This window comes from Candidatus Abawacabacteria bacterium (genome assembly GCA_016207805.1).
Classification (GTDB): domain Bacteria; phylum Patescibacteriota; class Gracilibacteria; order RBG-16-42-10; family RBG-16-42-10; genus JACQZO01.
Genome location: JACQZO010000008.1, coordinates 34,580 through 55,703, shown reverse-complemented (window position 1 = coordinate 55,703; position 21,124 = coordinate 34,580). Strand labels below are relative to the sequence as shown.

23 protein-coding genes are annotated in these 21,124 nt (G+C 39.9%); 10 read left to right on the top strand and 13 right to left on the bottom strand.

Going from position 1 to position 21,124, the window contains the following annotated elements:
- Positions 1-379 precede the first annotated feature (379 nt).
- The gene (locus HY817_02340) at positions 380-1,396 is read left to right on the top strand and encodes a hypothetical protein (protein MBI4836077.1); all 1,017 of its coding nucleotides are present in this window, start codon (positions 380-382) and stop codon (positions 1,394-1,396) included.
- Positions 1,397-1,454: 58 nt separating this feature from the next.
- On the opposite strand, the gene HY817_02335 is transcribed toward HY817_02340, so the two are convergent.
- Positions 1,455-2,279 (bottom strand): prolipoprotein diacylglyceryl transferase, encoded by an 825-nt coding sequence (locus tag HY817_02335; protein MBI4836076.1) that lies wholly within the window; start codon positions 2,277-2,279, stop codon positions 1,455-1,457.
- A gap of 16 nt (positions 2,280-2,295) precedes the next feature.
- Positions 2,296-4,821 carry a hypothetical protein gene (locus tag HY817_02330; GenBank protein ID MBI4836075.1) on the bottom strand — a complete coding sequence of 842 codons (2,526 nt, stop codon included), beginning with the start codon at positions 4,819-4,821 and terminating at the stop codon, positions 2,296-2,298.
- A gap of 162 nt (positions 4,822-4,983) precedes the next feature.
- Here HY817_02330 and HY817_02325 point away from each other — a divergent pair, with 162 nt between their 5' ends.
- The 3 genes from HY817_02325 (at position 4,984) to HY817_02315 (ending at position 7,574) form a co-directional block, all read left to right on the top strand.
- On the top strand, positions 4,984-5,409 hold the full coding sequence (locus HY817_02325; GenBank protein MBI4836074.1) for a hypothetical protein: 426 nt from the start codon (positions 4,984-4,986) through the stop codon (positions 5,407-5,409).
- Between the two features lie 87 nt (positions 5,410-5,496).
- Positions 5,497-6,870 carry an aldehyde dehydrogenase family protein gene (locus tag HY817_02320; protein ID MBI4836073.1) on the top strand — a complete coding sequence of 458 codons (1,374 nt, stop codon included), beginning with the start codon at positions 5,497-5,499 and terminating at the stop codon, positions 6,868-6,870.
- 80 nt (positions 6,871-6,950) lie between these two features.
- The gene (locus HY817_02315; protein ID MBI4836072.1) at positions 6,951-7,574 is read left to right on the top strand and encodes an NAD(P)H-dependent oxidoreductase; all 624 of its coding nucleotides are present in this window, start codon (positions 6,951-6,953) and stop codon (positions 7,572-7,574) included.
- Positions 7,575-7,591: 17 nt separating this feature from the next.
- Here HY817_02315 and HY817_02310 read toward each other — a convergent pair whose 3' ends face one another.
- The 10 genes from HY817_02310 to HY817_02265 form a co-directional block, all read right to left on the bottom strand.
- Positions 7,592-9,808 (bottom strand): glycosyltransferase, encoded by a 2,217-nt coding sequence (locus tag HY817_02310; protein ID MBI4836071.1) that lies wholly within the window; start codon positions 9,806-9,808, stop codon positions 7,592-7,594.
- Positions 9,809-9,951: 143 nt separating this feature from the next.
- Positions 9,952-10,365, bottom strand: coding sequence for an ATP synthase F1 subunit epsilon (atpC, locus tag HY817_02305; GenBank protein ID MBI4836070.1), 414 nt, complete (start codon positions 10,363-10,365; stop codon positions 9,952-9,954).
- A gap of 9 nt (positions 10,366-10,374) precedes the next feature.
- A complete protein-coding gene (atpD, locus tag HY817_02300) occupies positions 10,375-11,769 on the bottom strand; it encodes a F0F1 ATP synthase subunit beta (GenBank protein MBI4836069.1) in 1,395 nt (464 codons plus the stop codon).
- Between the two features lie 8 nt (positions 11,770-11,777).
- On the bottom strand, positions 11,778-12,614 hold the full coding sequence (gene atpG / locus HY817_02295; GenBank protein MBI4836068.1) for an ATP synthase F1 subunit gamma: 837 nt from the start codon (positions 12,612-12,614) through the stop codon (positions 11,778-11,780).
- 2 nt (positions 12,615-12,616) lie between these two features.
- The gene (locus tag HY817_02290) at positions 12,617-14,134 is read right to left on the bottom strand and encodes a F0F1 ATP synthase subunit alpha (protein MBI4836067.1); all 1,518 of its coding nucleotides are present in this window, start codon (positions 14,132-14,134) and stop codon (positions 12,617-12,619) included.
- Positions 14,128-14,667, bottom strand: coding sequence for a F0F1 ATP synthase subunit delta (locus tag HY817_02285; protein ID MBI4836066.1), 540 nt, complete (start codon positions 14,665-14,667; stop codon positions 14,128-14,130). The genes HY817_02290 and HY817_02285 overlap by 7 nt, the downstream gene beginning before the upstream one ends.
- A gap of 5 nt (positions 14,668-14,672) precedes the next feature.
- Complete coding sequence (gene atpF, locus HY817_02280; GenBank protein MBI4836065.1) at positions 14,673-15,176, bottom strand: F0F1 ATP synthase subunit B; 504 nt, start codon at positions 15,174-15,176, stop codon at positions 14,673-14,675.
- Between the two features lie 14 nt (positions 15,177-15,190).
- On the bottom strand, positions 15,191-15,406 hold the full coding sequence (locus HY817_02275; protein ID MBI4836064.1) for an ATP synthase F0 subunit C: 216 nt from the start codon (positions 15,404-15,406) through the stop codon (positions 15,191-15,193).
- Positions 15,407-15,482: 76 nt separating this feature from the next.
- Positions 15,483-16,232 carry a F0F1 ATP synthase subunit A gene (gene atpB, locus HY817_02270; GenBank protein MBI4836063.1) on the bottom strand — a complete coding sequence of 250 codons (750 nt, stop codon included), beginning with the start codon at positions 16,230-16,232 and terminating at the stop codon, positions 15,483-15,485.
- A 168-nt stretch (positions 16,233-16,400) separates the two neighbouring features.
- Entirely contained in the window at positions 16,401-16,898 is a 498-nt protein-coding gene (locus tag HY817_02265) for a hypothetical protein (protein ID MBI4836062.1), read from the bottom strand.
- 59 nt (positions 16,899-16,957) lie between these two features.
- Here HY817_02265 and HY817_02260 point away from each other — a divergent pair, with 59 nt between their 5' ends.
- The 4 genes from HY817_02260 to HY817_02245 are packed head-to-tail and all read left to right on the top strand — an operon-like array spanning position 16,958 to position 18,593.
- Entirely contained in the window at positions 16,958-17,281 is a 324-nt protein-coding gene (locus tag HY817_02260; GenBank protein MBI4836061.1) for a winged helix-turn-helix transcriptional regulator, read from the top strand.
- An 8-nt stretch (positions 17,282-17,289) separates the two neighbouring features.
- The gene (locus HY817_02255; protein ID MBI4836060.1) at positions 17,290-17,775 is read left to right on the top strand and encodes an SRPBCC domain-containing protein; all 486 of its coding nucleotides are present in this window, start codon (positions 17,290-17,292) and stop codon (positions 17,773-17,775) included.
- Positions 17,776-17,816: 41 nt separating this feature from the next.
- The gene (locus HY817_02250; protein MBI4836059.1) at positions 17,817-18,233 is read left to right on the top strand and encodes a VOC family protein; all 417 of its coding nucleotides are present in this window, start codon (positions 17,817-17,819) and stop codon (positions 18,231-18,233) included.
- A gap of 12 nt (positions 18,234-18,245) precedes the next feature.
- Complete coding sequence (locus HY817_02245) at positions 18,246-18,593, top strand: GFA family protein (protein MBI4836058.1); 348 nt, start codon at positions 18,246-18,248, stop codon at positions 18,591-18,593.
- A gap of 57 nt (positions 18,594-18,650) precedes the next feature.
- Here HY817_02245 and HY817_02240 read toward each other — a convergent pair whose 3' ends face one another.
- Positions 18,651-19,052, bottom strand: a complete 402-nt coding sequence (locus tag HY817_02240) for an Hsp20/alpha crystallin family protein (protein MBI4836057.1) — start codon at positions 19,050-19,052, stop codon at positions 18,651-18,653.
- A 140-nt stretch (positions 19,053-19,192) separates the two neighbouring features.
- On the opposite strand from HY817_02240, the gene HY817_02235 reads away from it, so the two are divergent.
- Both HY817_02235 and HY817_02230 read left to right on the top strand, forming a co-directional pair.
- Entirely contained in the window at positions 19,193-20,272 is a 1,080-nt protein-coding gene (locus HY817_02235) for a hypothetical protein (protein ID MBI4836056.1), read from the top strand.
- A 55-nt stretch (positions 20,273-20,327) separates the two neighbouring features.
- Positions 20,328-21,119 carry a histidine phosphatase family protein gene (locus tag HY817_02230; protein ID MBI4836055.1) on the top strand — a complete coding sequence of 264 codons (792 nt, stop codon included), beginning with the start codon at positions 20,328-20,330 and terminating at the stop codon, positions 21,117-21,119.
- Positions 21,120-21,124 lie beyond the last annotated feature (5 nt).

Genomic DNA, 21,124 nt, shown 5'->3' with positions numbered 1-21,124 from the left:
TATTGCGAGAAAATTGCTCACTATTGCTTTTGCTGTGCTTAAATCCAACCGACCCTACTCCTCTACCATTGCATTTCCTTCTTGACTGCGCCCTTTAACTGGCATACCGGACTTTGATCCGGTATCCAGCTAGGACAATGTGCCCCTTAAACTACAAGTCACTCCATAGTACTATTGTCCCTGCTGGATACCAAATCCAGTTTGGTATGACAATGGAGTAGAAAGTAAGTAGTTAAGCTAACTGGTCATCCATTGTTTACTGCGGAGGGTTGTTACGCTTTTTCACCCAAAACTCAAAGAGCTTAACTGATGTGGCTATTATTAAAGGGTACTAGTATCTTTCAATAACTAGTGTATTTTCTCATTATGAAAAGTCTTTATGTCTGAGAAATTTATCAACATTGCCAGTAAAAATATTCGAGATATTTTGGACTTATCAATTAAGTTTCCACGGGATGGTAGTAATAAGGCATTGGTAATCTATGATACCAATAATGGATTAACTAATATTTTGCTTACTGCTTATCGTCAGGTTTTACCAGAAGCAAAGTTTGTGGATTTTGATACTGTGGATAAACCGAGGATTATGGCTGAGTTTGATCAGCTACAGCCCAATGACTTAGTGGTAATGATTCAAACTTCTAATTTTAGATTGGATGATTTTCGTATTCGTATTCATCTATTTGCTAAAAAGTTGAAGGTGATTGAACATATGCATTTATATCGCAATGATCCGGCGGTATGGGATGTGTATGTGAACGCTCTAGAATATGATGTTAATTGGTTTTTGCCTATTGCTAACAAAATTAAGCAGCAATTAGAGCTAGCTAAAGAATTCAAACTCATCTCTCTTGATAGTGAGCTGATCGTTACCGGAGGCTTAGAGAGTCCTAAATTAAATGTCGGAGATTATACTGGTATGGAAAATATTGGTGGCACTTTTCCGATTGGCGAAATATTTACCGAAGCAAAGAACTTTGCCGCCATGAATGGCGCTTTTTATGTCTATGCTTTTGCCAATCAAGATTTTTCAATTAGTATGCATGAACCTTTTCGAGTAGATGTTAAAGAAGGTTTAGTCGTGGGAGTCGGGGACAATGCTCCTCAAGGATTTAGGGATATCTTGGAGTTAATCAAGCGCTTTGAACGGCCACTGATTCGGGAAATAGGTTTCGGACTCAATCGCGCAATTACGAAAGAGCGCTATTTAGGAGACATCACTGCTTTTGAACGAATTTATGGTATGCATTTGTCTTTGGGAGAAAAACACAGCGTGTATAAAAAAACTGGTATCAAGACCAATAAGTCAAAGTTTCATGTTGATCTCTTTCCCGTACTTGATTCAGCAAGCGCTGATGGCCAATTGATTTTTGTTAATGGTCACTATGTTCTGTAGTGAGCAGGACCAACCTGGCTGCTAATTTTTGTTTTCTATTTAATTACAGGGATATAGATTACAGTGATTGATCATAAGCTCTGTCAGGAGAGAAGGTTCTGTAACGGATTTTAATTAGTATCAAACAGAGCAAAATTAGTACTACATATAAGGCAGGATAGAAATAAAGTGGTAAAGAGTAGGTGTCGAGATTGACTCGTAGGTAAGAATTGAATAAGCGGAATACAGAAAGGCCTGTGAGAAAAATGAGCATAGTAATACCATCGGGTTGCTTCTTTTTTAACAAGCCAAAAGCGGCTGTGCTTAAGAGTATAGCTGCTACTAGTTCATAAAGCTGTGTGGGATGTACCGGGGCTACTTCGAAGTAATTACCTTGATCGGTGATTTGATCAATATGAGCTGGACTGAGAAAGGGGAATGTTATGCCCCAAAAGCTATCAGTTTCTTTACCGAAACAACAACCATTGAGAAAACAACCAATACGCATGGTTGCAATACTGAGGCCCAAAAAGGGAATACAGGTGTCCCCTAGCTTGTAGGTATCTAATTTGAATAGGCGACAGCATATAAGTCCACTGATGACGGCGAATACTATACCGCCATAGAGAGAGAATCCTGAAGCGGAAAAGGTTAACAATTTGCTTGGTTCCTGAATATAGGCTGATAAGTTTACTAAAGCGTTCAAAAGCCTGGCACCTATTACAGCTGCTAGCAGCATAATCAGTAATGTAATTGCCACTTTTGTACCATTGAAGCCGCGCTTAATGGCGAAGAATAGAGAGCCAATTACACCAATGATAGCTGCTAGTAAAAAGAATAAAGTATATGCTCCAAGATCAAGAGGATAATTGAAGGGTGAAAAATGAAGAGTAAAGGGAAACATGCTGGTATAGCTGAGGCTAAGGTTGGATTTTCTTAGCTGCTTTTGTGTTGCCAAAAATCTTTATCCCCTCACCTTGATAATTTATCTCTATTGGGCCGGAGAGTGAATAAGCATTGTCTTCTTGGGTAACATTCATACGGATAGTCGTTTTTGCTCCACTTTGTTCGAATGAGCCGCTGATCACACCGTCGACATAGGTAAATGGCACTACCTGAGCCTTTTTGTCTTTAGCCCCTTTCATAGTCATGGTGCCACCATGATCACTCGTAGGGGTTAGGGTTATACTCATAGGATTTATTTTACCTTTTTCTTCTTCGAGTAGGGCAATGTCGCATCCTTCCTCTTTTGCTGCTCTTCGTGCTTCTGGAGTGGCCTCTATTTCGGTGATCACCATTTGGCCTTGATCCCAACTACCAGCTAAATCTTTCAATTCAGGAAAGCCCCCGGGCAAATTGGTACCGTCAATATAGTCTTTGATTTTATCTTTCACCGCATTTTCGGCACCATCGCCTACGATATTGTCAAAGTAATCTTTTAAGATATTAAACCCAGCTCGTCCGCCTTTTTTAATCAAGTTTTCTGTAGCAAATGCTTCTAAGTCCTTAGTAAAGTATTCTTTAATAGAATTGGTGATAGCTTTACTAACAAAGTCTTTGTATGATTGGCCACCACTAGTTAAATTTGCGCCTAATGTACCAGCGGCATTTTTAGTGAAATTAGCAAACTTGGCTTTTAGTGCTTTGCTGGATTCTAGTAGCATGTTTTCTACTACCTGCCGGGCAATTGCTTCTAGGCGTAAATTAATATAGCGATCCAATTGTGCTTGGGTTAGTTCACCAAAGGCTTGTTTGAATTTCACTAAGGCAGCAAACTCTTCTTCAGCTCCTTTTTTCATGATTTTGTTAAAAGTGTTTTTCATATAATTAAGGCCTCCTTCGGCTAGGATTGGGGCAGCCTCAGCACCACCTGCTATCGCTTGAGAGCCTTTCCCGATTAGCTTAGAGCCACCGACAAATGACAGTCCTACATCCAATGTGCCTTGGACATAATCACCTGCGGTAGAGCTTTTATTAGCTAATTTGTAAATGCCTTTGCCGAAAGTAGTGAAGAGATCGACGGTGAGGCCGGCAGTTTTACCTACTCCCCAACTAGTCCAGCCCTTACCAAATACTTTTTCTGCCTTATTGGCAGCAGTGCTTTCCGCGCCTTTTTCCGGTGCCTCTAAATACTCTTTTGCTGTATTGAGTACGGCTACTCCTGATATCCCCTTTTGGTAATTGTCATAGATTTTATTCATGCCCTTGGCAAAACTAGCATTAATTTCTTTATTATTAACATTGTAATACATGTCTACGGCTAAATTCATATAGCCACTAGTTAGGGCATTGGCCATGTCTAGGGTGATGCCAACGGTGGTTTGAGCTGCGCCATAAACTTTTTTTGCTCCTTGCCAAGTCAAGCCAGCTACTTTCTTACCTCCTTGATAGGTTGCTTGTAAAGCTTTCTGGGCAGTAGCAAGGTAACTATTGCTATCGGCATATGCCTGGGGTAATAAAGAAGAATTGCTTGCCAATTGGCCAATGTCTAAGAACTCTTGCTTATCCATGCTTAAGGCTACTGTTTGGAGATCTTTGCTAAATGTTTCAAATAACCCAGCATAATCTTTGATGAATTTTTGGTCTTCAGTAGAGAGTTGAGCATTTGCCGGGATGGTCGCTATTTTCTCCTTCAGATCAGTAATATTTTCTTGGATGAATTGCAACGAAGCAAGGCCAGTATAATAATCCACCGTCTTGATTTGCTTAACTACAAAATCAATTGCTGTGATTTTCTCATTGATGCTGGTCAAAGCATTGTTGAGGTCAGCAAGCTTCTCTAATTGGCGCTCATATTTTGTCCAAGCAACGGTGATAGCTGTTTTACTAGATCCTTTAAAAAGTTCATGTAATTGCCAACTTGTGCTCATTAAGTAATCTAAGTCATGCACCAGGACGTCAGCGAATTGTAGGGCCAGTTCAGTTTTTTGATATTCAAATAATGCTTTAGCTAGGGGATTATCATCAGAACTAGTGATGCTCTGATAGCTCACTAATAAACTTTCTTCTTTTACTTGGTATTGGACATATTGTTTAGCGATATCTTTAGCAAAGTTTTTTAGTTTTGGTTCCTCTTTGAGTGCGCTATCAATAAATTCTAAATAGCCATTTTTGAACTCTTCTAATTGATTCTTTAGAGTTTCTGTTTGACTGAAAAGTTCATGAGTCAGTTTGATTGCTTCGCTTACTTTTGCTTTTTTCTGTTCATTCAAATCTTGCAAGCTGGGAATATGCAAAGGTTGGGCGCCAAGATAATAAGGACTAGCTGCTGCTAACGTGGCAAATGTATCATTTTGAGTGAATGGATCAGTCTGACCATAATCAATATCATAGTTAAAGCCGATTTGATCGGTCTTTGTTTCTTTAGGTGGTTGATCAGAACCACATCCTGTCAGTGCCACTAAAAAACTGCCCAGTAACACGGTGGCTAAGGTTTTTTTGATCATATACCAAATTGTTATCAACTTCTGCTCATAAGTAGCATAGTGTTGCTCACTACTGCAAACATTTTCTCTATACAAATGCTTGCTTTGGTATCGTTGAAAATTCTCTATTGACTTCTCACCATCGTCCTGTGTTTTAATTGGGTTAAGAATTTAAGCCAAGCTATGAATAGTCATGAAGTTGTTGCTCAAATAAAAGCGCTCAGTTTGGCATTTGGCCAGTATATTTTGGTCGGCGGTGGTGTGCTAGCTATCCATCATATTCGTGAAACTAAAGATATTGATATCGTGGTAGTACCAGCTCTTTTTGAGCAGCTAGCGATGACTTGGCCTTTAGATCAAGAATATGAAAGAAAATGGCAGAGAAAAAGATTGAAAAAGGGGGAGGTTGAGATTTACCCGGACTTATATTTAGAAAAACAAAGTTTATTTATTAATGTGGCAATATTGATCAAGCAGGCTGATATGGTTGAAGATTTACCACTACAACCGTTAGAACATTTAATGATGTGCAAATTAGATAGTGCCCGAGAAAAGGATTTGCAAGATGTAGAGTTGATTAAAAAGTATCTCGAACGAGTAGCTGCATGATGTGGTCTAGGTAAGTTTTAGCTGTTGGCAAAAATAGATTGCTTTTGTTTGATTGCTGATAGTAATCTGCCAATAAGTAAATTTGTTATGAATCGATTAGTTTCCTCAAACCCTTCCCAAAATTATCTTCCCCTTGGTGAAGTAGCAATCTCAACTCCAGAAGAAATTAAACAAAAGGTGGCAGCAGCCCATCGGGCTCAGCATCTTTGGTATGCATTGGGTGTGGAAAAGCGAGTTGAGATATTAGGCAAAGTAATTGCTCATTTTGCTCAAGATCAAGAAAGGCTTGCTCTCCTGATGGCTCAAGAAATGGGCATGCCTCTGAAAGAGGCGCGGAGTGATATGACTTCTGGCATAGCATATTTCAACTCTTATTTAGATACAGCAGCAGCCTATTTACAAGAATGCATTACCTATGAGACCGCAAGTGAAATTCATCAGGTTTATCATGAACCGTATGGAGTAGCCGCTGTTATTGTGGCTTGGAACTTTCCTTTCTCAAACTTTGTCTGGCAATGTGGTCAAAATCTCGTGGCTGGTAATACCGTGGTATTCAAATGTTCTGAAGAGACCCCTTTGTTTGGCAAGGAAATAGAAAAAGTTCTTACTGCTGCATTACCATTGGGAGTATTTAATGAAGTGTATGGTGACGGTATTGTCGGTGAATTATTACTGCAAGAAGATATTAATTTAATTTGTTTTACCGGCAGTTCTAAGGTTGGATGTTCTGTTAATCAATTAGCGGCACAACGCCTTATTTCCACTGTTCTTGAGTTGGGTGGTTCGGCACCAGGTATTATTTTCGCTGATAGTGATATTGATGCAATCAAAGATACGGTATTTCTCAATCGATTCACCAACTGTGGTCAAATGTGTGATGCTTTGAAGAGATTGATAGTGCATGAGAGTAAAGTGGCGGAAGTAATTGCTAAGCTTGCCGCTATTATCAATACTAAGCAGATTGGCGATGCTGCGAATGAGGAAACTGATATCGGCCCTTTGGTGGCCAAGCGTCAACTTGATTTACTAGAACAACAAGTGGCTGATGCGATTGAAAAAGGAGCAAATGTAATTGTTGGGGGCAAACGGCCTGAAGCTTTTGCTGGTGCTTATTATCAACCAACCTTGCTGACCAATATCACATATGAGATGCGAGTCTGGCGAGAAGAAGTGTTTGGTCCTGTTTTGCCGATAGTAACTTTTGCTACTGAAGAGGAGGCAATAGCCTTAGCTAATGATACGCCATACGGACTGGGCGCTTACCTATTTACTCAAGATTCTGCTAGATTTTTACGAGTAGCTCATCAATTGCAAACAGGTATGGTAGCTCAAAATAATCTGAGCTATGTCAATGTTCATAACCCCTTTGGCGGCTATAAGATGTCAGGTAACGGCAGAGAACATGCGCAGTTTGGCTTCAATAAAGTGACTCAAATAAAAGCAATTGCTAGGGAAAAATAAAGTAAATAGGTAATTAGTATTTTTAGCACCTAACTATTTATTATATGTACAAAGCGAAACCATGTTTGCACTGTCAAAATATGCCAACCTCAGATAGTGCCATAAAAGTTTTAGTGCTTAATGGCTCGTTAAAACATAGGCCTGAATTATCCAATACTGAAGAATTGGCGCAAGATGTGCTGAATTATATGGTGCCTTATCAAGTTGCTAGTGAGATTATTCGTTTAGCTGATAAAAATATTCCGGTAGGCTTAGGCTATAGAGAAAGTGATACTGATGAATGGCCAGAAATTGTTACGAAGATCAAAGCCAGCGATATCATTATTTTTGCCACTCCTATTTGGTGGGGAGGAAGATCTAGCTTACTGCAAAGAGTAATTGAACGGTTAGATGCTCTAGATGAAGAATATCATGCCGAAGGACGAAGTGCTTTGCTTAATAAAGTAGCCGGAATAGTGATTACTGGTAGCGAAGATGGGGCGCAGGCTACTTTGGCTGCAATTATGGAAGTGCTTACTTTTATGAATTTCACTTTGCCACCTGAGTGCTGTGCATATTGGGTGGGGGAGGTGGGCCAATCACCAGCAGAAGATCGGGCAAAAAGAATGGCCAACAAAGCAACTCAACATATGGCTAAAAACCTGGCTAGGAATCTTCTTTTTTATGCTCAACTACTCAAAAAACAGCCCATGTTACTAGGATGATAGGCAATGAAATCTTTTTAACAAATAAGTAAACGACTAGAAAGATAGGACAATGTTGATTCTGCACCCTCATTGAGATTTACTCCATGCTTTCCTAAGCCATCATAACAGCCACCGGTAACTTGATCATAAATTAGTTGACCAAGGAGATTTTCTCCTAAGAACCAATGAAACGCTCGATTGCATAGTTCTTGATAAAGCTCAATTTGGCTAATGGTATACATTGTTTTCAGCGCCTCAATCATGCTTGCTGTATCTTCTGGTTGTTGATCAAAAATTTGTCTTTTCCCTCCTCTTTGAAACCAGCCGTGTTGGCCAATTGGCATGTACATATTGTTTTTAAACGTATGAGCAATCAAAAAGTCTAATGTTATTTTTCCTATTTCCCAGTATTCTGCATTCTGAGTTACTGTGTAGCCACATAGTAGGGCTTCGGACAATAAGGCGTTTGAATAAGTTAAAATGGGTTCAAACCATTGCCAATCCGCAGTGTGATAGGTTTGGTATAGTTGGAGCAAATAGTCACAGTTAACTTGCAGTTGTTCAATCAGTATTGGATGAGGATGAAACTGTATTTGTAAGACTAAACTTTTGATCAAGAATGCCTTAGCTCTAGGCGATGTAAAAGCGTCAGCTACTAAGAAACTTTGTTCATACATTCTTTGTGCTTTTTTTTGCACCAGGGGACTCATATTGCTGCTAGTACCTGCGACAGCTAATGCGTAGAGAGTTCTCCCATTGGCATCATCAAGATTTTCTTGATTATTTTGTTGGCTGCTAAGTTCCCGATTTTGATTTACATAGTTCTCAAATTTATTATCGCTTTTCCGAACAAAGAGCAGAAAGTTTAAAAAAGTTAAAGCAGCTTCAAGAGTCACTGCTGACTTATTTTGTTGATAATGACGAACAGTGACAATCAAAGCGCGGGCATTGTCATCGACTGTATAACCAGAACTAATATCCGGCTCAGCCAATTGAGCGAATTGAATTATGCCAAAGTCATCAGTGAGTTTCATCAGGTGGTCTAGTTTGATTTCAGGAGCATGCTGCTTGTATTTATTTAAATAGATCGACAGCTTTTGAAATGTCTTCATGTAGGCAGTAGCAATATTGGGCCAAGTCATGGATCTGGTCTTAAAGTAAGCAGTTTTCCCTAGTGCTATTTGTTTCAGCGGATCTTGGAGCAGCGTTAGTAAAGCTGCTGTAATCTGCTGAGATTGCTTAAAGTCTACTAGTATACCTATGTCCGAAGTTATTGCCTCTTTTGCTTGTGCAAATGCAGTAGCAATTACTGGCCGTCCAGTTCCTAGTGCATAAGATAAGGTTCCTGATACCGCTTGATTGGGATTCAAGGGAGTAGCTAAATAAATGTCAGTGGCATTCAAAAACTGCAAGAGCTCATCAGTGGCTAAAAAGTGATTATGAAAAGAGACATGTTTTTCCAGACCAAGTTCTGTGATCTTATCAATCAGAAAGTTGCGATATGATTCACCTTCTTCTTGCAAAACTACAGGGTGGGTAACGCCAAGAATAAGATAATGGGTATTAGGAAATTGGGCGATAACTGCTGGTAATGCATCTAGTACATATTCAATTCCTTTGCTTTTGCTCAGTAGGCCAAAGGTGCTGAGCAAAACTCTATCTAAAGGTATTTGCAGTATTTTTTTCGCTTTACTACTAGCAGCAAAGGAGACTGGGTGAATGCCATGGGGAATAACTACAATCTTTTCTCGATCAATACCATATACTGTCTCTAATATATTACGGGATACGCTGGTCATGACTATTATACTTTGAGCCTGGTTAGCTAGGGTTTGGACTACGTACAAGAGGTGCTCATCAGGTTCAGGAAGTATCGTGTGAAAAGTAATAACTAGCGGTTTTTGTAAGATTTGAGTGAAGCGAAGGAGATAATCACCATACTTGCCGCCGAATAAACCAAATTCATGGTGAATGCTAACTAACTTAACCTGAGATAAAGCATTTAACTTTTGGGCAATTGCTGCATAATCAGCCTGCTGATTTTGGGCCAGTTGGTAAATAACTTTATCTGAGTAGCTCAGCTCGGGAGTGGATTCACTAGTCATGGCAATCACTTTTGTTTGTAGTTCGGGTGCAAATAATTGATCGAATGCTTGAAAGAGATCATTGCTAAAAGTAGCAATGCCGCAAGCACGTGGTGGAAAAGTGGTCAACGTGACTATCCAAGCATCACTTGATGGTTCTGTACGCATAGTAAATGTAAAGAGTAAATTCCCGGAAAATGTGAAACATTTACTCTCTGAGACAAAGCATATTACCATAAATTATGGTGTTGTGCTTGGTATTTAGGATATCGACTGAACACGCCAAAATTAGGTTCAGATAATGTATCTGATTAGTAACGATGCTCTCTATGCTTTCTGCGATTGATGATTTTTAGCCTGGTAAGAGATTTCATCAGCTCTCCTTTAGCATACATAGTTTCTTCTGCGGTTTGGACTGAGGACAATTCTTCGTCAGCTTGTTTGTAAGCCAATTCAGCCTGTTCCTGATTAGTCTGAGCTAGGTTTTCTGCTGTGTCAGCCAAGATATATACGGTATCATCTTTCACTTCTAAAAAACCACCACCAATAAAAAACTCTTTTGTTTCTTGGCTGGTATGGATACTTACTATGCCAGTGATCAGCAAGGCAACTATTGGTTGATGATGGGGAAGCACCGTCATTATGCCCTCTTCAGTTGGTATAGAAATAGAAGTAGTAGCACCTTCATAAATTGTTTCATCGATAGCAAGAATATGCAGATTCATAAGAGGCATTTACTTTTTCCGGGCATGAGCCTTTTCTTTTGCCATTTCAATAGAGCCGACCATATAAAAATCTTGTTCTACCAAGTCATCATGTTTGCCCTCAATAATTTCTTGAAAGCCGCGAATGGATTCGCTCAAGGGGACATATTGGCCACTAATTGAGGTGAAGGCTTCAGCAACAAAGAATGGTTGGGAAAGGAATTTCTGAATTTTTCTGGCGCGAGAAACTACTAATTTATCTTCGGCTGAAAGCTCATCAATACCGAGAATGGCGATGATGTCTTGTAAGTCTTTATATCTTTGCAGAATTCTTTGTACCCCACGGGCTACTTTATAATGATTTTCACCAACAATTTGGGGATCGAGTTGACGAGATGTTGAATCCAATGGATCTACTGCAGGATAGATACCTTGTTCAGTAAGAGCACGATTGAGTACTACTGTAGAATCAAGATGGGCAAAAGTAACCGCAGGTGCTGGATCTGTGAGATCGTCTGCTGGCACATATACCGCCTGTACTGAGGTAATGGAACCGTTTTTAGTGGAGGTAATTCTTTCTTGTAATTCACCCATTTCATGAGCAAGGGTTGGTTGATAGCCAACGGCACTAGGCATGCGACCTAATAATGCTGATACTTCTGAACCAGCTTGGGAAAAACGGAAAATATTATCGATAAAAAGTAACACATCACGCTTTTCAGCGTCTCGAAAATACTCAGCTACAGTAAGACCAGTGAGAGCAACGCGAAGACGGGCACCAGGTGGCTCATTCATTTGACCATAAACTAAAGCAGTTTTGCTCAATACTCCCGACTCTTTCATTTCCATATAAAGATCATTACCTTCTCGAGAACGTTCTCCTACACCGGTGAATACCGAATAACCACCATGCTCTTGGGCAATGTTGCGAATCAATTCTTGGATCAGAACAGTTTTGCCCACACCGGCGCCGCCGAAAAGGCCCACTTTGCCTCCTTTGGCGAAAGGACAGATAAGGTCAATTACTTTAATTCCGGTTTCAAAAATTTCAGTGGATTTATTTAAACTAATGAATTCTGGAGCTGATCGATGAATTGGCCAATGTTCTTTGCTTTTGATAGGGCCAGCTTCATCAACTGGTTCACCTAGAACGTTCATAATTCTGCCTAACGTTGCTTCTCCTACTGGTACTGAAATAGGTTTGCCAGTCGATTGCGCTTTCAGGCCACGTTTCAATCCTTCAGTACTGTCGAGAGCAATACCTCGAACAATGTGATTGCCAATATGTTTGTATACTTCTACACCAATACTTTTTTTATTGTGAGTAATATAAACAAGGTCAAACAATTTTGGTAAATCTTCTTCAGAGGGAAATTGAATGTCTATTATGGGACCAACAATTTGGCTAACTTTTCCAGTATTCATAGGAATAATTAATGATTATGGGAAACAATTTCAGCGAGCTCAGTGGTAATCGCTGTTTGTCTTTGCTTGTTGTAATCTTGAGTCAGTGCTGAGATCAGGTCATTGGCATTAGTTGAGGCTTGTTCCATTGCTACCATGCGAGCACTTTGTTCTGAGGCAATAGCGTCGAGAAGTGTTTGATAGAGGATTAAGTTTAGGTAATGGGGAAGCAATGACTGTTGTACTGCAGTTTTCGTCGGTTCGAATACATCCTCATGGGTTCTGCTAACTTTCATTTCTTTGGGTAATTGCAAGGGAAATAAAAGCGTTGAGTGTGGTGTTTGTTGAAACGTGTTAATAAACTTTTGATAAACCAGTACCACTTTTTCGACTTTGTACTTTATGAAACTGTCTTTGATTACTTGAACAATTGGTAAAATATCTTTGATAGTTGGTTTGTCCGAAAAATTCTGGAATGAAGCAATAATATCGTACCCCAGTCTTTTTAAAGTGGTGAAGCCTTTTTTCCCAATAGTGATGAGATGATGGCGAGGATTCGGCCCAGGATTAGCTTCAACAAAATATTTAATTAAGTTAGTATTATAACTACCACAAAGTCCTCGATCAGAAGTAAATATAATTGAAAGGGTGATGCCGGGTGAATAAATAGGAAATTCTGGTGGCTGTATTCTGTTTAGGCCGGCTTGATACATGAGGGTAATTAAATGTTCACGATAATTTTTAGTAGCCTGGGCTCTATCTTGGCTACGGCGCATTTTTGACACAGAAATCATTTGAATTGCCCGAGTGATTTTCCTCGTTAGTTTTACTGATCTGATGCGTCTTTTGAGATCACGTAAGGCCATAATTAACTATTAACAACAATAAAAGATTCACTTATCTCTAGTATCGCTTTTCTGAGAGTTGCTTCAGTAATAGTGGTGATCTCTTTCTTTTCTCGGATCTCTTTGAGTACGTTTGGCTGATTATTAGCTAATTCACGTAATAATGCTGCTTCAAATTCGCTAATCTTTTCTACTGAAATAGCATCCAAATAACCTTCATTAACGGCAAAGATAATTACTACCTGCTTTTCGGCAGTAAGTGGCGCATATTGTGCTTGCTTCAATACTTCAGTCAGTCGTTTGCCCCTTTCTAATTGTTTCCGTGTGGCAGCATCCAAATCAGACCCAATTTGGGAAAATGCTTCCATCTCGCGGTATTGGGCTAAATCTAGGCGCAATTTGCCAGCTACTTTACGCATAGCTTTAATTTGGGCTTTACCCCCTACTCGCGATACAGATAAACCTGCATTTACTGCTGGTCGAACGCCTGCATAGAAAAGGTCACTTTCTAAATAAATCTGACCATCAGTAATCGAAATAATATTGGTGGGGATATAGGCTGACACATCGCCACCTTGGGTTTCTACAATTGGTAAGGCTGAAATGGAGCCACCACCAAGAGCATTGGATAATTGGGCAGCGCGTTCCAGTAAACGGGAATGGAGATAGAAAATATCTCCTGGATAGGCTTCTCTTCCTGGGGGGCGTTTCAATAAAAGTGAGAGTTGACGATAAGCAACGGCATGCTTAGAAAGATCATCATAAATAACTAAAACATCTTTACCTTCCAGAGCAAAATGTTCGGCCATGGTGCAGCCAGCATACGGGGCTATGAATTGCAAAGAACTTGAAGTTGAGGCACTAGCATTGACAATAATGGTGTACTCCATCGCCCCACTTTCTTCCAAATGGCTGACGATACGAGCAATAGTAGAATCTTTTTGGCCAATAGCGACATAGACACAAATCATATCTTGGCCTTTTTGATTGATAATGGTGTCAATTGCGATCGCTGTTTTTCCAGTTTGGCGATCACCAATAATTAATTCTCTTTGTCCGCGACCAATTGGTATCATACTGTCTATTGCTTTGATACCCGTTTGTAAGGGGCGGTTAACTTCTTTGCGGTCAATAATACCCGGTGCCTTTACTTCTACAGCTCGATAGACTTTTGTTTTCACTTTTCCCTTGCCATCTAATGGTTCACCCAATGGATCGACGATACGGCCAATTAGTGGGGAGCCAACAGGTACGGAAAGTACCGTTCCGGTAGTTTTGACTTCGTCGCCTTCTTGCAAATTCTCGGCACTACCCAAAACAGCACAACCAACATGGTCTTCATTGAGATTTAAGACAATACCGGTAATACCATGAGGAAATAGTACTTGCTCACCAATCATTGCTTCTGAAAGTCCAGAAACTAGAGCAATACCATCGCCAACTTCTAGTATTTCACCGATATTGGCTGGCGCTTTATCGAGTTTGAGTGAGCTAATTGCTTGTTTTAGTTCTTTACTGATGCTTTCAGAAGAGATCATAATGAAGAGTCAAAGGTAGTAGAGGTGAACATTTGTTTAAATTGATCGAGTTGTTTTCTAACACTGTAATTCCAAGTGAAATTTTCTTGAGCGATGATAATTCCACCCAACATATCAGGATCAATATGGTATACAGCATAGAGGGACTTCTTGCTTTTTAGTAGTTCTTTATTGATGAATGCTTCGAGCTGTTTTTGTACTTTGCTACCGAGAGATTGTGCCAAAGTGATATCAATTACGGTCGTTTTGCCACTATTAGCCAGGATTTCACCGGTAATCCTAGCCTCAAGAGAAGTCCGCAAAATTGTCTCTTCTGCCAAAGCACTGGCTAAAAATAGCAAGGCGCCTTTAAGATATGCCGGACCTTTTATTTTCTTTAAAGTACGCAATTTTGTCTGTATGGGTATATGCTTATCACTGAGGAAAGAAAAAACTTTCTGATCATCAAGGACGGTGAAAATTATTTCTATATCTTTGATTGTTATCTCAGGAAAATGCTTCACGCATTGTTTTGCTAAGTCGCTTACCTTTAGCATAGTATTCAATGAATCTTAGTAGCTAATTCTTTCTCTAAAAGTTGAATTTGCTTTTTAGGCGTGCTGAGTTCTTGCTGTAACACTTTCTCAGCCAGCATTACTGCAAGCTCTGCGGTTTCTTGGCGAATGAGCGTGATTGCTGTGGCTGTTTGGCTTTGAATCTTAGCCTCAGCATCTTTAATTACTTTATCAGCCTGAGCTTTGGCCATTTCTATCATTTCACTGGCACTGCGACTGGCTGCTTCTTGGGCATGTTTAATAATGTGATCAGCTTCCTTTTTGGCCTGAGCGATATTGGCATGATACAGCTCTTCAGTAGCTTGTTTTATTTGCTCTATTTCTTGCCGTTCTTTTACCAGCTTAGCAATATCAGCTCTGCGAGTAAGCAGCTTACTTTGTAAAGGTAGAAAAAGAAAACGGCGTAAAAGTAGAAATAAAAGCAAGAAATTTACTAACTGGGCTATCAATAATGTCCAATTAATACCTAGCTTACTAAGTAATTCAGCCATAGTTACAGTTGGTATTAAGTGAATTTAAGGATCAGTGAGACAACAAGACAATAAATTGCTAATGCTTCAGCAAAGGCGAGAGCGAGCATCATACTGCCTTGTACTTTTGAGGCTGCTTCAGGATTTCGCCCAATAGCTTTCATGCCATTGCTGCCAATAAGGGCAATAGCTAAAGCTGGGCCGATTACACCAATGCTCATAATTACTGTAATTGCCAATTCGTCTGCCATAAATCAATGAGTTAAGATTTGGAGAGATTAATCTCTCTACTGCGAGTACTTGTTAAAAATACGCGCGGTAGAAGTATTAATGGACGTGACTCTCGGTGGCGGTGCGTAGGAATACTACAGTTAGCATGGTAAAGACTAATGCTTGAATCAAACCGGTAAAGAGCTCCAACCCTAAAAAGGGAACAGGTGCCAAAAAGGGAGATAGACCAGAAACAACTATCAATAATACCTCACCGGCGAAAATATTGCCGTAAAGACGAAAAGCAAAAGAGAATATTTTTACTATTTCTGAAAGTAGTTCAAGCAATCCGACAAAAGTATAGATGGGATTAGAAAGATTGAAAAACTTCTTGAAGTACTGGAGGCCTTGATATTTAAATCCATACCACTGAATAGCAAAAATAGAAATAAACCCTAATACTATTGTTTGATTAAGATCACTATTGGAGCCTCGGAGGAGGGGAATGAAGGTGTTGTGGCCATCATGCATTTCATAAATCCCAATAGAGCCGATTCCCGGTACCAAGCCTAACCAATTGCTGGTGACAATATAAACAAAAAAAGTGGCTACTATAGGTAGTACATCTGAGATCACTTTTTTATTGTCAATTACTGACTCGACTAAGTTGAGTAATTGTTCATATACCAGCTCGCAAAAATTTTGTAATTGTTCGGGAATATAGCTAGTTCTCTGGGGGAATAAATAAAGCATGCTGAGCAAAATAATAGCCAGGATAACATTTGTTAGCAGGGCATTGGTAATAGCGAAGCTACCCAACATAAAAACAGGTTCGGCTGCTAAGGAAATTGGCAGTGAATGGTCCATGACTTTGTTACTTTCATCGCTATTATAATTGATGAAAATTGATTTGCAATGTAAATAATCGCTGAAAGTTGCCTCAGTGTCCACAATAGGTTGCGCTACATTGAGTTTTTATGTACAAGAGCTTGTATTGAGAAGTGACATTACTTTCTTGTCTGATGTTGCGTGTTTTTAACTGAGTATTCTCTTGAGCAGGTCACGCCATAAACTAGAATCTTTCGGTGTACTAATTGGTACATCCATAGATTCCAAATCTTCAGGAGTCATTTCTCTTTGTATTTTCTTTATTGCCTGGCGGACATACTCAGTGTCCGCTGTAATTGGGAAATAGCGTAATTGAAAGTATGGCTGGTCAGTGATTGCGTATGTGACCATGATACCTAATGGGTGCTTAAAGTTAGGAAGCTGATTTTTTTGATCTGTTATACCTCGTTCAATGTTTTGTGGCTCAACATGAATACTGAGGCTTGTTTCCCCATCTGATAGTACTAAAGCTATACTGCCGATAACATGATCTCGACAAAATCTTTTTAGCTCATGACTTTGGCGGAGAGCAAAACAAAAAAGTGCTCGTTGTTCTGGGGGGAGTTGTTCTATTTGTTGAATTATTGGTGGAGGCAACGCTATTTCTAGCATAAGCTCTCCAGGTTGCTTGCGTATATTTTTCATAGGCTCCTTTTATTATACATTATTGACTCATTGGTATTAATCCCCTATCATTCAACCGTATGGTTAAATATGATCTCAATCTAGATTCCATTTTTAGTTCGCTTTCTGATCCCACTAGGCGAGATATTTTACAAAGGGTGGCTGATCGGGAATTGACAGTTGGCGAAATTGCTCAGCCGTATCAATTGTCATTGGCTGCTGTTTCTAAGCATCTCAAGGTGTTAGAGCATTCGCAGCTCATTGTGAAGCGACGCAAGGGGAAGAAACAATTGGTAAAGTTGTCTCCTCTAGCGCTCAAAAATGCAGCTCACTATTTACAAGAGTATCAAGCTCTATGGGAAAATCGATTAGATTCTTTAGCACAATTTTTAAACACTAACTAAATAATTGTATGGCAGAAAGTACAGGCGGTTCGCAGGCACTTGTTATCTCAAGGGTGTTCAATGTTGCTCGGGACAAAGTATGGCAGGCCTGGGCTGATCCTCAGTTAGTGATGCGCTGGTGGGGGCCGAAAGGTTTTACTGCACCAGTATGTAAAGCAGATTTCCGAGTGGACGGTAAATATCTCTATTGTATGCGTTCTCCTGAAGGAAAAGATTTTTGGAGTACGGGCATTTACCAGGAAATTGTACCGATGGAACGGATTGTATTTACTGATAATTTCGCTGATGAGCAAGGTAATGTGGTACCGGCTTCATATTATGGCATGGCAGATTTGCCTAATGATTTAGTGGTGACTATAACCTTGGAGGAAATAGAGGGAGATAAAACCAAATTCACCTTACGACATGAGGGGCTACTTGAAGGTGAAATGAAAGAGCAAAGCGCCGTTGGCTGGAATGAGTTCTTGGACAAACTTGCTGAAATTTTGAAATAGTTCTATTAGTTTATTGTTGGTTTATTTCTAATGAACTTTCTATGACACAACTCAATCCTTATTTGGCTTTCGCTGGTAATTGTCGTGCAGCTATGAACTTTTATAAAGAATGTCTAGGTGGTGAATTAATCATACAAACAGTGGGTGAGTCGCCAATGGATCAGCAAATGCCGGGTATGACTAGCAACAATGTGATGCATGCTAGTTTGACCAAAGATAGCTTAATTCTTTTAGCATCAGACATGATGGGCTCCGAAAAAGCGGTTCAAGGCAATACTATTAGTTTATGTCTCAATTGCAGTAGCGAAGAAGAGATTAATACTTTTTTCAAAAATCTCTCCGCTGGTGGTACAGTAACGCAACCTTTAACTGAAGCATTTTGGGGGGCGACTTTTGGCATGCTTACTGATAAGTTTGGTTTCAACTGGATGTTGAATTACATGAAAAAACCACAGTAGTAATCTCTAACTATGAAATACACAGGTAGCTGTCACTGTAAGCAGGTGCGTTTTGAGGTCGATGCCGAAATTGAAAAAGCGATGGCGTGTAATTGTTCAATCTGTGCCAAGCGCGGTAGTTTATTAGTCTTTGTTCCTGAAGAGAAATTCTCTCTCATATCTGGAGAAGATGTGCTGACTGATTATCAATTCGGCAAGCGTGTTATTCATCACTATTTTTGTTCCCTTTGCGGTATTTTATCTTTTGGTGCTGGTAGTGATGCTGAAGGGAAAAAGATGAGAGCGATTAATGTGCGTTGTTTAGATGATATTGATTTGGATCAAATTTCAATTCACCATTTTGACGGCAAAAGTCTTTAATTATTGAAAAGTACTTTGAGGAGTAAATCTGAAAGAAGATTTACTCCTCAGCAAGTATTATTTAATTGCTATTAGCTTTCGTTCTCGATTGTCTCCAGCTTTTGGCATTGTTAGTTGCAAGACGCCATTTTCATAATGAGCATCAATTTTATCTTCAGCTACTTTGCTCGGTAAGGGTATCCATCGTTCTATCCCACCGCTGCTAATTTCTCGGTGATAATATCTCTTCTTCTTTTCCTCTTTTTGTTCTTCTTTTTTGGCTAAGAGATGGAGAGCATTATCATCCACATCAACTTTTATCTGTTCTTTATCAAAACCAGGAATATTGATCTTGGCCATGATATTGTTGCCTTCTTCATAAATGTCGACATCGGCTGTGCCATTTTGCCAAGTTAAAAAGGGCGAATTATCAAAAAATTGACTAATATCTTGGAAAGGGTCACGCGTAATCAGTTTCATATTTTTTCACCTCCTTTCATAGAAAATGAAATTATATTTAGTTTCATTTTCTGCCAATGTTATTTTTGGGTCAACCAACTTTGGACGACATTGCTCCATGGCGATTTTGTTGATAATGTAGTTTACTAATTATTAGTAGTATGGCATTTGACTCTTATGAACATGTTGATAAGCCTCAGTCCTGGGATCAAGTGATGGCAGGATTGAAAATAAAAGTTGGGCAATATCCTCGGCCCAGGGGACCGCAACTACCTATATCGGCGCCAATTGATGAAGATACATTCAAGGCGATTTTTACTTTGCATGACGAAATTGTTGGCCAGTTAAGATATACAGAATTAGCACGGTTACTCTGGGAGAGAATGATCGTTCCAGACCAAGCTTTGGGTGCAGAGGTTTATGAAGATTTCCGTAATGGCATTGTTACAGGCTTGCGTCGTATGGCAATCAAAACTTGCGTGTACCCTGAAATGATTGAACATTTGGCGGAGTTTGTTGCTAGACATGGGACCACAATTGAAGAATTAGTGCTGTGGACGACTGGGGATATTGAAGCAGGTATACAGGCAGCAAAAGTAATGAACTCTAGGTTACCAACACATTTGGGTGCCATTTTGGCCAAAAATAAAATGGCTTTTCCTAAAGGTGTCAGTAGCATTATAAGCGCTCAAAAGCTTGATGCTTTGGGCGCTTATATGGATAGGCTGTTGGCTGAAAATGCTGGCAAGATCAAGTTGGTGGTAATTGAAGATTCTCGTAAAAATCTAGAGAGAATTAATAAGAATGTATTGCGGGGGCAAGGGATGCTCGATGCAGGTCATGAAAGATATCTTATGAGACAATCACGGATTCAAGTTGTGCCAGTATTTGCTTTGTATAGCGCTGAAGGCCAGAGGGCTAGAGAAGCTGCAGTTGAAGCAGATAATTTAATCGAATTTGAGCAGGAAATGACGTGTCTTAATGCCATTAACTCTCTGGGCGATTTATTAGAACCGCGTTTTGATGATATTTTAGCAGGTTCGAGACTACTGGTTGATTTTGATGGTGTTATGGTACGGAATGGACACGGAATGGATGGGACGCGTTTGCTTCGCGCTCAAGCTGTTTGGCCAGTTATAGTTCGGGCTTGTATGCAAGTACATGGATTCACTCAAACTGCTGCTGCAGCTTATATTCAGTTTTCTGCCAGGCGAATGCTTATTGATGTTGTGAGTAAATAGACATGGTTGTTGCTATGGCTCTTTTATTGTATATTTCTCATTCTTTGCACTAACTATGACAGCTGAAGACATACCAGTTTTTGAGGAACTACCAGAGGCGGATGAAGGACCTACACGGATAATGCTTATTCGTCATGCTCGTAGTGCTTGGAATGCCTTATCTCTTGATGGTAGGGCGCTTGCTGCTAGTGTTTTGGCTGAGCTTGGTGATGTACCTGATTCTGAAATTCCCTTAACAAGCACAGGTATAACTGAAGCATTACAAACAGGAAGAAAACTTTTCCTGGTAGCTACATTAGGTAAGTGGGATATTGCTGACGCTATACTGTATCGCTCCGACACCACACGAACAAGAGGTACTTTGCGTGAAATCCTCAATGGTTATTATGAAATGGCTGGCTGTGATATCCCCGATACCATCAAAGCTGGGGTAAAAGTTGATGATGGAGTAGCGGAGCGAGATTTTGGGGAAACAAAATCGTGGTCGATAGAGAGGATTCTGGCCACATACCCTCATTTTGAGGATGAAAGAACCAGAGATGGGCCATTCTTTTTTAGGCCTCCTTTAGGCAAAAGTATGGAGGATGTTGGTATTACCCAGGTTCGGCCTTGGTTATTAAGAGTAATGGAGCAACATAAAGACAAAACTGTTATTGCTGTTACTCATGGTGGACCTATTCATGTGGCTAGAGCTATTCTGGAAAGATGGACGAGAAAAGAAGCTAATGAAAGGCTAGAACCGTCACCTCCTAATTGTAGTGTGACTACCTATATTCATTCACCACAAGAGAAACGGTATGTGCTATCAGGTCTTCCTGAACAGGTTTATACCAGGATTGCAGTCTAGTTTGT

What these genes read in the sequence shown, in the direction of transcription:
- HY817_02325 (MBI4836074.1), top strand. Translation starts at nt 4,984, where the DNA reads ATGAATAGTCATGAAGTTGTTGCTCAAATAAAAGCGCTCAGTTTGGCA.
- HY817_02255 (MBI4836060.1), top strand. Translation starts at nt 17,290, where the DNA reads ATGGCAGAAAGTACAGGCGGTTCGCAGGCACTTGTTATCTCAAGGGTG.
- atpD (MBI4836069.1), bottom strand. Translation starts at nt 11,769, where the DNA reads ATGAATACTGGAAAAGTTAGCCAAATTGTTGGTCCCATAATAGACATT.
- HY817_02275 (MBI4836064.1), bottom strand. Translation starts at nt 15,406, where the DNA reads ATGGCAGACGAATTGGCAATTACAGTAATTATGAGCATTGGTGTAATC.
- atpG (MBI4836068.1), bottom strand. Translation starts at nt 12,614, where the DNA reads ATGGCCTTACGTGATCTCAAAAGACGCATCAGATCAGTAAAACTAACG.
- HY817_02245 (MBI4836058.1), top strand. Translation starts at nt 18,246, where the DNA reads ATGAAATACACAGGTAGCTGTCACTGTAAGCAGGTGCGTTTTGAGGTC.
- HY817_02265 (MBI4836062.1), bottom strand. Translation starts at nt 16,898, where the DNA reads ATGAAAAATATACGCAAGCAACCTGGAGAGCTTATGCTAGAAATAGCG.
- atpF (MBI4836065.1), bottom strand. Translation starts at nt 15,176, where the DNA reads ATGGCTGAATTACTTAGTAAGCTAGGTATTAATTGGACATTATTGATA.
- HY817_02315 (MBI4836072.1), top strand. Translation starts at nt 6,951, where the DNA reads ATGCCAACCTCAGATAGTGCCATAAAAGTTTTAGTGCTTAATGGCTCG.
- atpB (MBI4836063.1), bottom strand. Translation starts at nt 16,232, where the DNA reads ATGGACCATTCACTGCCAATTTCCTTAGCAGCCGAACCTGTTTTTATG.
- HY817_02230 (MBI4836055.1), top strand. Translation starts at nt 20,328, where the DNA reads ATGACAGCTGAAGACATACCAGTTTTTGAGGAACTACCAGAGGCGGAT.
- atpC (MBI4836070.1), bottom strand. Translation starts at nt 10,365, where the DNA reads ATGAATCTGCATATTCTTGCTATCGATGAAACAATTTATGAAGGTGCT.
- HY817_02310 (MBI4836071.1), bottom strand. Translation starts at nt 9,808, where the DNA reads ATGCGTACAGAACCATCAAGTGATGCTTGGATAGTCACGTTGACCACT.
- HY817_02320 (MBI4836073.1), top strand. Translation starts at nt 5,497, where the DNA reads ATGAATCGATTAGTTTCCTCAAACCCTTCCCAAAATTATCTTCCCCTT.
- HY817_02240 (MBI4836057.1), bottom strand. Translation starts at nt 19,052, where the DNA reads ATGAAACTGATTACGCGTGACCCTTTCCAAGATATTAGTCAATTTTTT.
- HY817_02335 (MBI4836076.1), bottom strand. Translation starts at nt 2,279, where the DNA reads ATGTTTCCCTTTACTCTTCATTTTTCACCCTTCAATTATCCTCTTGAT.
- HY817_02260 (MBI4836061.1), top strand. Translation starts at nt 16,958, where the DNA reads ATGGTTAAATATGATCTCAATCTAGATTCCATTTTTAGTTCGCTTTCT.
- HY817_02250 (MBI4836059.1), top strand. Translation starts at nt 17,817, where the DNA reads ATGACACAACTCAATCCTTATTTGGCTTTCGCTGGTAATTGTCGTGCA.
- HY817_02330 (MBI4836075.1), bottom strand. Translation starts at nt 4,821, where the DNA reads ATGATCAAAAAAACCTTAGCCACCGTGTTACTGGGCAGTTTTTTAGTG.
- HY817_02235 (MBI4836056.1), top strand. Translation starts at nt 19,193, where the DNA reads ATGGCATTTGACTCTTATGAACATGTTGATAAGCCTCAGTCCTGGGAT.
- HY817_02285 (MBI4836066.1), bottom strand. Translation starts at nt 14,667, where the DNA reads ATGCTAAAGGTAAGCGACTTAGCAAAACAATGCGTGAAGCATTTTCCT.
- HY817_02340 (MBI4836077.1), top strand. Translation starts at nt 380, where the DNA reads ATGTCTGAGAAATTTATCAACATTGCCAGTAAAAATATTCGAGATATT.